Source organism: Rhodanobacter sp. FW106-PBR-R2A-1-15 (assembly GCF_058789735.1).
Genome location: NZ_JBYTEM010000018.1, coordinates 18180 through 31095, shown reverse-complemented (window position 1 = coordinate 31095; position 12916 = coordinate 18180). Strand labels below are relative to the sequence as shown.

Genomic DNA, 12916 nt, shown 5'->3' with positions numbered 1-12916 from the left:
GATGGGTACCATCGGTGCTGCACGCAAGCGCGAAGCGCCGGCTCGTGACGCCAGTGGCTTGCGCTGAAAACGTTACGTCAGCACTCTGCGCATAGCCGTCAGCCGCCTTCCTTCTTCGTCCGAGGTCGCCCATGTCCCGTTGTCCGCGCCGTCTGTCCGCCTATGCTTTCGCCCTCGCCGTGGTCGCCACTGCCACGGCGGCCGGGGAACCGCCGGCGCGACCCTGGATGAACGCTTCGCTGTCGCCTGATGCGCGCGCCGCGCTGGTGGTGCAGGCGATGAGCCAGGACGAGAAGTTCCAGCTGATCACCACCGCCTACGGCAGCGCCTCCGACGGCAAGCCGGCGCCGGCCTGCGCGCTCGGTTCGGCGGGTTGCACGCCGGCGTTCGCGCGGCTGGGCCTGCCGGCGCTGCAGGAGACCGACGCGGGGCTGGGCGTGGCGCGCCCGCTCAACGCGCACAGCCACGACGTCGCCACGGCGCTGCCGTCCGGCCTGGCCACGGCGGCCAGCTGGGATCCGGCGGTGGCCGAGGCCGGCGGCGCGATGATCGGCCACGAGGCCCACCGCAAGGGCTTCAACGTGCTGCTGGCCGGCGGCGTCAACCTGACCCGCGACCCGCGCAACGGCCGCAACTTCGAGTACGCCGGCGAAGACCCGCTGCTGGCCGGCGTGATGGTCGGCCACACGGTGCGCGGAGTGCAGTCGCAGCACGTGGTGTCCACCGTCAAGCACTACGCCATCAATGACCTGGAAACCGCCCGCAACACGATGAACGCGAAGCTCGATCCGGTCGCCGCGCGCGAATCGGACCTGCGCGCGTTCGAGATCGCGCTGGGCATCGGCGAGCCGGGCTCGGTGATGTGCGCCTACAACCGCGTCAACGGCACCTATGCCTGCGAGAACGCATGGCTGCTCGACCAGGTGCTCAAGCGCGAGTGGGGCTACCAGGGTTTCGTGATGTCCGACTGGGGCGCGGTGCACAGCGCGGCGAAGTCGGCGCTGGCCGGGCTGGACCAGCAATCGGCCGGCGAGACGTTCGACCCGCAGGTGTTCTTCGCCGCGCCGCTGCGTGAGGCGATCGCCAAGGGCGAGGTGCCGCAGGCGCGGCTGGACGACATGGTGCAGCGCATCCTGCGCAGCCTGTTCGCGGTTGGCGCGATCGACCACCCCGCCAAGGCAGCGCCGATCGATTACGCCGCCGACGCGAAGGTGGCGCAGTACGCCGCCGAGGCCGGCGCGGTGTTGCTGCGCAACCAGGATGGCTTGCTGCCGCTGGCGCGCACGCTGAAGTCGGTGGCGGTGATCGGGGCACACGCGGACAAGGGCGTGCTGGCCGGCGGCGGTTCGTCGGCGGTGACCGTGCCGGGTGGCAATGCGGTGCCGGGGCTGGCGCCGACCGTGTGGCCGGGTCCGGTGATGTACCACCCGTCCGCGCCGCTGGCGGCGATCGCCCGCCGTATCGGCGGCAAGGCCAGCTACGCCAGCGGCGAGGACATCGCGGCCGCGGCGAAGCTGGCCGCGTCGTCCGAGGTGGCGGTGGTGTTCGTGCAGCAGTGGGCGGCCGAGTCGTTCGACCGTCCAGGCATGGCGCTGGACGGCAACCAGGACGCGCTGGTCGCCGCCGTCGCCAGGGCCAACCCGCACACCGTGGTGGTGCTGGAGAACAACGGCCCGCTGGCGATGCCGTGGCTGGGGCAGACCGCGGCGGTGCTGGAGGCCTGGTACCCCGGCAACGCCGGTGGCGAGGCGATCGCGCGGCTGCTGTTCGGCGAAGTGGATCCGTCCGGTCGGCTGCCGCTCAGCTGGCCGCGCGACGAGTCGCAGCTGCCGCGCCCGGTCATCGCCGGCGCCGGCCTGGCCGCGATCGGCCTGCCGCCGCAGGGCCAGCCCGCCGACACGGTCGACTACGACATCGAGGGCGCCGACGTCGGCTACCGCTGGTTCCAGCGCCGCGGCAGCGAGCCGCTGTTCCCGTTCGGCTACGGCCTCGGCTACACCACCTTCGGCTACGGCCCGCTGACCGTCACCACGGATGCGGCCGGCGTGGTGACCGCGTCATTCGCGGTCACCAATACTGGCAAGCGCGCCGGCGCCGACGTACCGCAGCTCTACGTGCAGCTGCCCGGCGAACAGGTGTCGCGGCTGGTCGGCTGGCAGAAGGTGGCGCTGCAGCCGGGGCAGACGCAACGGGTCCGGCTGGCGCTGCCGGCAGTGCGTTTCGCGCACTATGACGACCACGGCCACGGCTGGCGCGTCGCCGCCGGCAGCTACCGGCTGCTGCTCGGACACTCGTCCGCGCAGATCGAACAGCGCGCGGAACTGCGCCTGCCGGCGGTGTTCCCCGCCGGCGCACAGCGCTGACCGGCCGGCATTTCGCTTTCACAACGAAGTCGGCTGTATGACAATACGGCGACGACACGCGCCGGCGGGGACCGGTCGCGGCGTCCTCCCTCCCGCCATCCAAGGACCGACCATGCACGCCGCCACTTCGTTGCGTCTCGCCGTACTCGCTGCCTGCATTGCCGCCGCGCTGCCGCTGGACGCCGCCATGGCGCAGCAAGCCGCGCCGACCAAATCGCCGCCCGCCAAGACCACCGAACTGCAGACGGTCAACGTCACCGCCTCGAAGCGGGTGGAGAACATGCAGAAGGTGCCGATGGCGCTGACCGTGCTGACGCCGGACAAGCTGGAGGCGTTCGGCCAGTCCGGCGACACCGTGCTGCAGCTCGCCTCGCGCGCACCCAGCGTGTACGCCGAGACCTCCTACGGCCGCGAGTTCCCGCGTTTCTACATCCGCGGTCTGGGCAACAGCGACTTCGACCTGAACGCCTCGCAGCCGGTGTCGATGGTGTACGACGACATCGTGCAGGAGAACCCGATCCTGAAGGGCTTCCCGTTGTTCGACCTGGCCCAGGTCGAAGTGCTGCGCGGCCCGCAAGGCACCCTGTTCGGGCGCAACTCGCCGGCCGGTGTGATCAAGTTCGAGTCGGTGCGGCCCAGCCAGGAAACCAGCGGCTACGCCCGCGTTTCGTACGGCTCGCTCGGCACCGCCAACGCCGAGGCCGCGCTGGGCGGCGCGCTGGGCAGGCACTGGTCCGGCCGCATCTCCGTGCTGGCGCAGCACCGCGACGGCTGGATCGACAACACCTTCACCGGCCGGAAGGACGCGCTGGGAGGCTACAACGACCGCGCCGTGCGGCTGCAGGTGTTGTACGAGAACGACGGCTTCAGCGCGCTGCTCAACGGCCACGCGCGCTGGCTGGACGGCAGCGCGATGGTCAACCGCGCCAATGCGATCGAGCTGGGCAGCCCCAGCTTCGTGCCCGGCTTCGACCGCGACAAGGTGGCGCAGGACGGCCGCAACAAGCAGCACCTGTTCAGCTGGGGCAGCAACCTGCACCTGGCGTGGAACCTGGGCGGCCTGACCTTCACCTCGATCACCGGGCTGGAGCGCGCCACCACCTACAGCCTCGGCGACGTCGACGGCGGCTATGGCGCGGTGTTCCATCAGCCGATGGGGCCTGGCTTCATCCCGTTCCCGGTCGAGACCGCCGACGCGCTGCCGCGCGACCGCCAGATCACCCAGGAATTCCGCCTGGCCAGCAACGGCCAGGACAAGCTCAACTGGCAGGTCGGCGCGTATTACTTCGACGAAGACATCGCGATCAGCAACTTCGACTACGCCACCTTCAACAACCACGCGCTGGATGGCTACGCCAGGCAGACCCAGCGCACCAAGGCGTGGGCGCTGTTCGGCTCGGCCAACTACCAGCTCGCCGACGACTTCGAGCTGCGTGCCGGCGCGCGCTGGTCGCATGACTCGCGTGATTTCAAGGTGGACCGCGTGCTATCGCCGATCGGCGGCGGCCCGTTGCGGCAGACCGCGCAGCCGCACGACGCGCGCTGGAGCGGCGACCTCACCGGCACCTGGACGCTGAATCCGAACGTCAACGTCTACGCGCGTGTCGCCAACGGCTTCCGCGCACCCAGCGTGCAGGGCCGCGTGCTGTTCGCCGACTTCATCTCGCAGGCCAGGCCCGAGACGATCACCAGCTACGAGCTGGGCGTGAAGACCACCGGCATGGACAACCACGTGCGCTTCAACGCGGATGTCTACAGCTACAACATGCACAACCAGCAGCTCACCGCGGTCGGCGGCGACATCAACGTCACCCGCCTGATCAACGCGAAGAAGACCCAGGGCTACGGCGCCGAGTTCGACCTGGAGGCCTACCTCACCCCGAACTTCGTGCTCACCGCTGGCGGCAGCTACAACTTCACCAAGCTGAAGGACCCGGGCCTGGCGGTGGCGGTGTGCGGCTCCGGCTGCACCGTGCTCGACCCGCTCAACGCCGCGGGCAACGCGTTGGTCGACGGCAACACCCTGCCGAACGCGCCGAAGTGGATCGGCACCCTCACCGCGCGCTACGGCATCCCGTACGGCGACGGCGGCGAGTTCTTCGTCTACACCGACTGGAACTACCGCAGCGAAGTGAACTTCTTCCTGTACGACTCGGCCGAATTCAAGGGCAAGGCGCTGCTGGAAGGCGGCGTGCGGCTGGGCTACAACTGGGACTACGGCCGCCGCGAGGTCGCCCTGTACGGCCGCAACATCACCGACAAGCAGGCGATCACCGGCGCGATCGACTTCAACAATCGCACCGCGTTCGTCAACGACCCGCGCGTGATCGGCGTGGAGTTCCGCGCCGAGCTGTAAATCGGGTGCGCCGATGCCCCGTCGCGCGACGGGGCATCGGTATCCCGCCCGCGCCCGCCATGCAAGCGGCGCGCGGCCATGCCAAGATGCAGGCCGGCCGCTGCTGCGAGGATGCCGAGGGGAGTCCGCTGGCGGTGCCCCGGTGCAAGGGAAATCTATGCGTACATGGTGTGGGGGAGCGACCCGCCGTCTCGGCATGCTGGTGCTGCTGTGTGGCCTGGGCCTGGCGGGGATGTCGACGGCACGGGCGGCCAGCCTCGATCCGGCGCTGCTGCCGAAGATCCAGGCGGCCACCTTCGAGGTGGTGCAGGCCAAGCCGGCCGTCGACCCGCTGAGCTACGAGCGGCCGCTGCCGCTGGAGCTGCTGCCCTACCAGGAGCGTACCGACAAGTACTACTCCATCGGCACCGCGTTCGCGATCGGCCACAACCGCTACGTCACCGCCGCGCACGTGCTGCTGGCCGGCGTGGACAGCCTGTGGGGACCGCCCCAACTGCGCGACGCCGCCGGTCGCGTGTACCCGATCGGCAAGATCGAGAAGTTCTCGCTGGGCAAGGATTTCGTGGTGTTCTCCCTGGCGCAGCCGCCGGCGGGCGACGCCGCGTCGGAGCTCGACGCCAGCCCCGCGCTCAACCAGGTGGTCTACGCGGTGGGCAATGCGCTGGGCACCGGCGTGGTGATCCGCGACGGTCTGTACACCTCCGACACGCCGGAGCAGCAGGACGGCGCCTGGAAATGGATGCGCTTCTCCGCCGCCGCCTCGCCTGGCAACAGCGGCGGCCCGCTGCTCGGCAAGGATGGCAAGCTGATCGGCGTGGTGCTGATGAAGTCGGCCAACGAGAACCTCAACTACGCGCTGCCGATCCGCGAGGTGCTGGATGCGCCCGCCGGCAAGGCGGTGATGGATACGCGCGTCACCTACCAGATCGACCTGTTCGACACCGTGCAGAACGACCGGCTCAAGGCGCAGTTCGCGCTGCCGGTCGGCCTGGGCGATTTCTACCGCGAGTACCAGGCCCGCATGGACGCCAACAGCGACACGCAGCTGAAGGCGCTGCTGGCGAAGGAGTCCGCCAACCTGTTTCCGAACGGCGTGGGCTCGGCGCGGCTGCTGCACCAGCAGACACAACTGGACGGCTTTCCCACGCTGATCGTGCGCGGCACCGACGGCGAATGGCGGCGCGCCGGCGGACAGGCGCAGCGTTTCGCGCTGGACGGCAACGGCTATGTGGCCACCGGCGGGGTGGCGCGCAATGGCCTGGTCCGCCTGCGCCGGCCCGACGGGGTGGCCGCGGCAACGTTCTATGGCGACGCGAAGTCGCGCATGGACCTGCTGGCGCGCACCGGCATGTTCCAGCGCGAGGTTGCCGGCGAGAAGGTCAAGATCACCTCGCTGGGCAAGCCAGTGCGCGAATCGACCCGCCTCGACCGCTGGCAGCGGCCGTGGCATGTCGGCGTGTGGACGCTGCCTTACGCGAATGCGCTGGTGGTGGCGTATACGCTGCCGGTGCCGGACGGCAGCGTGATGCTGGTGCGCTTCACGCCGCCCTCCCACGAGTACGACAGCATGCTGGACCTGGACGAGATGAGCAGCTTCGTCCACGTCACCTACCAGGGCACGCTGGCGCAATGGAAGGACTTCCTCGCTCACCCGGCCTTGCAGCCGGCCGCGTTCAAGAACATCCACATCGGCTTCGACTACGACCGCCGCTTCAGCTACGCCTCGCAGCGGCTGCGCTTCGCCTACCCGTCCGCGGTGCAGGCGATCAAGCCGGACAACCTGCTGTGGCTCGGCTTCCGTTTCTTCCTGGACGACGGCAAGCCGGTATGGGACGTGGGCGACGTGAACGTGTGGAAGGACACCGCCTCCGACGACCACAACAACGTCAACGTGCAGCGTTATGTGGCGCCGCCGCCCGGGCTGGACGATGACTTGAGCAGCCGCTGGCGCAAGCTGTCGGCGCGCGAGTATCCCTACAATGGCGTGGCGCGCTACGAGAACGACCTGATGAAGATCAACGTCGTGGTCGCCCCGGCCGCCCCGGCCGGGCAGCCGTCCACGGTGCTGTACACCGCCTTCTACGGCACCGCGGGCACGCAGCCCCAGGCCGACATGAAGGGCAAGCTCGACCTGCTGACCAAGGACATGCAGGTCACCGAACATTGATGCCTGCGCCGGCGCCCACGGCGGCGCCGGGCAGGGAAACAGACGCGGAACCACCATGCACGCGGTACTGCAGAACCGTCCGGCGGACGGCACCGAACCCACCGCCTGGCTCGCCATGGCCGATGGCCAGCAGCTGTTCCTGCGCGACTGGCCGCTGGCCGGCGCGCGCGGCGCGGTGCTGCTGGTGCACGGGCTGGGCGAGCACAGCGGCCGTTACCAGCGCCTGGCGGCTTGGTTTAACCAGCGCGGTTACGCCGTGCGCGGCTACGACCAGCGCGGCCACGGTCGGAGCCCGGGCCGTCGCGGCGGCCTACGCCATGGCGACGATCTGCTGGAGGATCTGGCCACCGTCTATTACGACTACGCCGGCGGCCTGCCGCATCCGCCGCTGCTGCTCGGCCACAGCATGGGCGGCCTGGTGGCCGTGCGCGCCGTGCTGGACGGCCGCGTCGAGCCGCTGGCGCTGCTGCTGTCGTCGCCGGCGCTGCGTACCTGCGAGTCGCCGCGGATGATAGCGCTGGCGCGGCTGCTCGCCCGCGTCGCGCCAAACCTGCCGCTGCGCAACGGGCTGGATTTCGACCAGCTCTCGCACGATCGCCAGGTGGTGGCCGACTACCGCCGCGACCCGCTGCGCCACGGCTGGATCACCCCGCGGCTGGCCGACTTCATCTTTCGCGCCGGCGCCGCATGCATCGCCGACGCCGCCCGTCTGGCGCTGCCGACCCTGCTGCTGGTGGCCGATGGCGACGGCATCGTGGACCCATCCGGCAGCCGCGAGTTCGCCCGCCAGGCGACATCGACCGGGCAGCTCACCACGCGCTTCTTCTCGCTGCTGTACCACGAGCTGTTCAACGAGAACGAACCGGGCCGCGGTCAGGTGCTGATGCAGCTGGGCGACTGGCTGGGCCGGCAGGACGCGCCGGCGCCACACCGCTGAAAGCCGCGCGCCCGATCCGCGCCTCCGGCCTGCCATGAATTCCGGCGATACTCTCCACCAACCTATGGGGAGAAGGTTGCATGTCGCGTCGATCGTACGAGTGCCTTTCGCGCCGGGTGTGGTCGCGCGCGCTGATTGCCTTGCTGCTGGGCCTGCTGCTGGCGGCCTGCCATCGCGGCCCCGACAACGGCAAGCCGGCCCTGCAAGGTGCGCCGGCCGCCAGCGCCTCCGCGCCGGCCAGGGCGCAGGCGGAGTTCGCGCTGGTCTCGGCCAGCTCGCAGACCACGGATTCGCGCACCGCGCTGGTCCTGCGCTTCAACGCCGCGCTGGCCTCGGCGCAGGCGTTCGACACGCTGGTCGCGGTGACCGGCCCGAACGGCGAGGTGGTCGGCGGCAGCTGGAGCCTCGACGACGACAACAAGACGCTGCGCTTCCCGTTCGTGCAGGCGAACACGCGCTACGCGGTGCAGCTGAAGGCCGGTCTGCTCGCCGCCGACGGCCGCACGCTGGGCCACGCGGTGAAGCACGACGTGTACTCCGGCAACCTGCCGGCGGCGGTCGGCTTTGCCTCGCACGGCAGCGTGCTGCCGGCGCGCGGCACGCGCGGCCTGCCGCTGGTGTCGATGAACGTGCACGACGCCGACGTGGAGTTCTTCCGCGTGCGCGACGACGCGCTGTCGGACCTGTTCTGCAGCTATCCGCGCAACGGCCACCGCGACAGCTACGAGCTCGACCACGACGTCGCCTACTACAACAGCTGCGGCGAGGGTGACGACCGGCGCAGCCGCGTGCCGATCACCCAGCTGGCCGACTCGGTCTACGCCAACCACTACACGCTGGGTGGCGAGCCGAACGAGCGCACCGTGACCTACCTGCCGGTGCAGAACATCAAGGAGCTGGCGCAGCCAGGCGTGTACATGGCCGTGGTCAAGGCCGGCGGCAGCTTCAGGGAGGGCTACGACACCGCTACCTTCTTCGTCAGCGACCTCGGCTTGCACCTGCGGGTGTACCGCGACAACGTGCTGCTGCACGTGGCCTCATTGCGCGACGGCAGCGCGGTCAACGCGGTGGACATCGAGGTCCGCGACGCGGCCGGGCGCAGCAAGCTCAAGGCCACCACCGGCGCCGACGGCGATGCGCTGCTGGCATACAAGGTGAAGGCTTCCGACGTGCTGGTGGCGCGCCATGGCAAGGATGTTTCGGTGCTGCCGTTCAACCGGCCGGCGCTGGACGTGTCCAACTTCGACATCAGCGGCCGCCGGCAGGCGCCGTTCGAGGTGTACGCCTGGTCCGGACGCGACCTGTACCGCCCCGGCGAGACGCTGCGCGCCTCGGCCCTGCTGCGCGATTTCGACGGCAAGCCGATGAAGGCGCAGTCGCTGTTCGTGCGCGTGAAGCAGCCCGATGGGCGCGTGCTCGCCGAGCAGCGGCTGGAGCCGCAGCAGCTGAACTACTTCGAGCTGAGCCAGGCGATCCCGGCCGACGCGCCGACCGGCCTGTGGCAGCTGGAATTCCGCCTCGACCCCGCCAGCAAGGAGACCGTGCAGGCGTTCCCGTTCCACGTCGAGGAGTTCCTGCCGGAACGGTTGAAGGTGGAGCTGTCCAGCCCGCAGCCGCGGCTGGCGCCGAACGAACCGCTGAAGCTGAAGGTCGCCTCCAGCTACCTGTACGGCGCGCCCGCCGACGGCAACCGCTTCACCGCGAAGCTGCTGGTGGCGCCGGAAGTGCATCCGCTGGAGCAGATGAAGGACACCTTCTTCGGCGACCCGACGGTCGAGCTGCCGAAGAGCGCCGACGACGTGGTCGACGCGAAGCTCGACGCGCAGGGCGTGCTGGAGCAGGACGTGGCGCTGCCCGACGACGTCAAGCCGGTTGCGCCGCTGGCGGTGACCCTGTCCGGCAGCGTGTACGAGAGCGGCGGCCGCGCGGTGACGCGGCTGCTCAAGCGCACCTACTGGCCGGCCGACGCGCTGGTTGGCGCGCGCCCGCTGTTCGACCCGAAGCAGGGCGCCGCAAGCGAGGCGCCGGCCGGCTTCGAGATCGTGCGGGCGAATGCCGACGGCGCACTGGTCGCCGGCAGCCACCTGAAGGTGCGCCTGCAGCGCGAACTGCGTGATTTCTACTGGCTGTACGAGCGCAGCGGCGGCTGGCAGTCGAACGCAAACCAGCGCTTGCAACTGATCGAGGAAAAGGACGTCGACGTGGCCGCTGGCAAGTCGGCCCACGTGGAGTTCCCGGTGCAGTGGGGCAGCTACCGGGTCGAGGTGTACGACCCGGCCACGAAGCTCACCACGGTGTTCCCGTTCTTCGCCGGCTACAGCTGGGACGATCAGAACCTCGGCAAGGAGGCGCGCCCGGACAAGGTCAAGCTGGCGCTGGACAAGGCGCGCTACCGCGCCGGCGACAGCATGAAGGTCACGGTGACGCCGCCGCAGCCCGGCCCCGGCGTGCTGCTGGTGGAATCGGACCATCTGCTCTACACGAGGAACATCGACGCGAAGGCCGGCGCGGTGTTCGAGATCCCGGTGACGAAAGACTGGGAGCGCCACGACGTCTACGTGACCGCGCTGGTGTTCCGCGGCGGCGAGGCGGCCGAGCACACCACGCCGGCGCGCGCGATGGGCGTGGAGTACGTGGCGATGGACCGCAACGACCGGCGCATCGCGCTGAAGCTCGACGCGCCCGCGCTGCTGCGCCCGGGCAACCCGCTCGAGGTCGGCGTACAGGCGAGCGGACTGGCCGGGCAGCAGGCGTTCGTCACACTGTCGGCGGTCGACCAGGGCGTGCTCAACATCACCAGCTATCCGGTGCCCGACGCGTGGGCGTGGCTGTTCGCCAGGCGCGCGCTCGGCGTCGATGCGTACGACCTGTACAGCCGCATCATCGAGGCGATGGACGGCGCCGAGGCCAGGCTGCGCTATGGCGGCGACATGAGCGGCGCGGCGTTGCCCAAGGCCACCCGGCTCAACCCGAAGGTGCAGATCGTCGACCTGTTCGCTGGCCCGGTGGCGTTCGATGCGCAGGGCAGGGCGAAGTTGCGCGTGGACGTGCCCGACTTCAACGGCAGCCTGCGCCTGGCCGCGCTGGCGTACACCGACAGCCGCTACGGCAACGCCGACGGCGCAGTCACCGTGCGTGCGCCGCTGGTGGTCGAGCCGAGCACGCCGCGGGTGATGGCGGCCGGCGACAGGGCGATGATCAGCCTGGATCTCAAGAACCTGTCCGGCAAGGACGGCACGGCGAAGGTCAGCGTCAAGGGCGGCGGCCCGATCACGGTGAACAAGGCCACGCCAAGCGTGCCGCTGAAGGATGGCGCCGGCGCCACCTTGCAAATGCCGGTGACGGCACAGGCGGGCGCGGCGGTGGCGACGGTGGACATCCACGCCGAATTGAACGACTACCAGGTCGATCGCCACTTCGAATTCGCGGTGCGCCCGGCCTGGCCGGAAACGGTGAGCACCACGCCGCTGGCGCTGGAAGCGGGCAAGCCCGTGCACTTCGGCGGCGCCGCGATCGCCGGCCTGCTGCCGGCCACGGTGAACGCGCGGATCACCCTGAGCACCCTGCCGCCGCTGCCGTACGCGGCCGCGCTGCGCGACATGCTGCGCTACCCCTACGGCTGCATCGAGCAGACCACCAGCAAGGGCTACGCCGCCTTGATTCTGGACGGCCAGACGGCCAAGGCATTGGGTACGCAAGTGATGAGCGACGCGATGCGCAAGACCGCGGTGGATGGCGCGCTGTCGCGGATCGCCTCGTTCCAGGCCAGCAACGGCCACTTCAGCTTCTGGGGCGGCGGCAGCCCGATCGTCACCTTCACCACGCCGTACGTGGTGGACTTCATGCTGGACGCGCGCGACGCCGGTTTCGCGGTGCCGCAGGACGTGCTGCAGAAAGCGCTGCAGCGGCTCAATGACGACCTGCTCGCTGGCGGCCATCCGTACTACGAGTACGAGCAGCACGACCACCTGCGCCTCGCCGACGAGGCCTACTCCGGCTTCGTGCTGGCCCGCGTCAACCGCGCGCCGCTGGGCACGCTGCGCGCGATCTTCGACAACGAGCGACAGAAGCTGGTGGCGCCGCTGCCGCTGCTGCACCTCGGCATCGCGTTCAAGTTGATGGGTGACAACGAGCGCGCGCAGAAGGCGATCGACGAGGCGTTCGCCTGGAGCAAGGAGCGCCCCTGGTACGTCGGCGACTACGGCTCGGAGCTGCGCGATCTGGCGCTGATGGTCGCGCTCACCCACAGCTACGGCATGAGCAAGCCGGCCTACGACGCCAAGCTGGTCGACTGGGCGCGCAACGCCACCGCGAACGTGCGAGTGCGGCAGAAAGAGTTTGCCGATTACCGCTGGTCGTGGTCGTACCTGAGCACGCAGGAACAGGCCGCGATCGCGCGTGTGGCGGCGGCGTTCGACGCGAAAAGCGGCGCGCCGCTGGCCGCCACGATCAGCGTTAACGGCAAGACCGAGGCCGCGCCGGACCAGCGCGTGTGGAGCCGCACGCTCAGCGCGGCCGAATTTGGCGCCGGCGTCAGCGTGCAGCCGACCAGCGACGCGGCGGTATTCGCCACCCTCGATGTGGCCGGCATCCCGCAGCATGCACCCGCCGCCGATGCCAGCCAGATCGACGTGCGGCGCAGCTGGTTCACCACCGACGGCAAATCGTGGAGCGGCGGACCGCTGAAGGAAGGCGACACGCTGATTGTCGAGCTGAGCATCGAGGCGCGCATGAACGTCCCCGACGCGCTGGTCACCGATCTGCTGCCGGGCGGGCTGGAGGTGGAGAACCTCAACCTCGGCGGCGCGCAGTCGTGGTCCGGCGTGGTGATCGACGGCATCGAGCTGGACCAGCACGCCGCGGCGGCGCAGATCGTGCACGAGGAATACCGCGACGATCGCTACGCCGCCGCGCTGAACCTGAGCCGCGGCGACACCGCCCGCGTGTTCTACCTGGTGCGCGCGGTGACCCCGGGCACCTACACCGTGCCGCCGCCGCTGGTGGAGGATATGTACCGCCCGGCGGTGCGCGGCATCGGCAAGGCCGAGCCGGCGAAGATCACGGTGGTGGAACCGTAGCCGCTTTGCTCCTCC

General features: G+C 69.9%; 5 protein-coding genes. All 5 read left to right on the top strand.

From position 1 onward, the window contains the following. Window positions 1-131 precede the first annotated feature (131 nt). The 5 genes from AC3WTD_RS10715 to AC3WTD_RS10695 all read left to right on the top strand — a co-directional run bounded on the left by AC3WTD_RS10715 (window position 132) and on the right by AC3WTD_RS10695 (window position 12901). On the top strand, window positions 132-2363 hold the full coding sequence (locus AC3WTD_RS10715) for a beta-glucosidase family protein (RefSeq protein ID WP_492613790.1): 2232 nt from the start codon (window positions 132-134) through the stop codon (window positions 2361-2363). 112 nt (window positions 2364-2475) lie between these two features. Then, window positions 2476-4719 carry a TonB-dependent receptor gene (locus tag AC3WTD_RS10710; RefSeq protein ID WP_492613789.1) on the top strand — a complete coding sequence of 748 codons (2244 nt, stop codon included), beginning with the start codon at window positions 2476-2478 and terminating at the stop codon, window positions 4717-4719. A gap of 157 nt (window positions 4720-4876) precedes the next feature. Next, a complete protein-coding gene (locus AC3WTD_RS10705; RefSeq protein WP_492613788.1) occupies window positions 4877-6886 on the top strand; it encodes a S1 family peptidase in 2010 nt (669 codons plus the stop codon). Window positions 6887-6941: 55 nt separating this feature from the next. Then, window positions 6942-7823, top strand: coding sequence for an alpha/beta hydrolase (locus AC3WTD_RS10700; RefSeq protein WP_492613787.1), 882 nt, complete (start codon window positions 6942-6944; stop codon window positions 7821-7823). A gap of 80 nt (window positions 7824-7903) precedes the next feature. Beyond that, the gene (locus AC3WTD_RS10695) at window positions 7904-12901 is read left to right on the top strand and encodes an alpha-2-macroglobulin family protein (RefSeq protein ID WP_492613786.1); all 4998 of its coding nucleotides are present in this window, start codon (window positions 7904-7906) and stop codon (window positions 12899-12901) included. The last annotated feature ends 15 nt before the right edge of the window (window positions 12902-12916 follow it).

Bases quoted from the DNA above. Each gene is read 5' to 3' on its own strand.
- AC3WTD_RS10715 (WP_492613790.1), top strand. From the start codon at position 132: ATGTCCCGTTGTCCGCGCCGTCTGTCCGCCTATGCTTTCGCCCTCGCC.
- AC3WTD_RS10710 (WP_492613789.1), top strand. From the start codon at position 2,476: ATGCACGCCGCCACTTCGTTGCGTCTCGCCGTACTCGCTGCCTGCATT.
- AC3WTD_RS10705 (WP_492613788.1), top strand. From the start codon at position 4,877: ATGCGTACATGGTGTGGGGGAGCGACCCGCCGTCTCGGCATGCTGGTG.
- AC3WTD_RS10700 (WP_492613787.1), top strand. From the start codon at position 6,942: ATGCACGCGGTACTGCAGAACCGTCCGGCGGACGGCACCGAACCCACC.
- AC3WTD_RS10695 (WP_492613786.1), top strand. From the start codon at position 7,904: ATGTCGCGTCGATCGTACGAGTGCCTTTCGCGCCGGGTGTGGTCGCGC.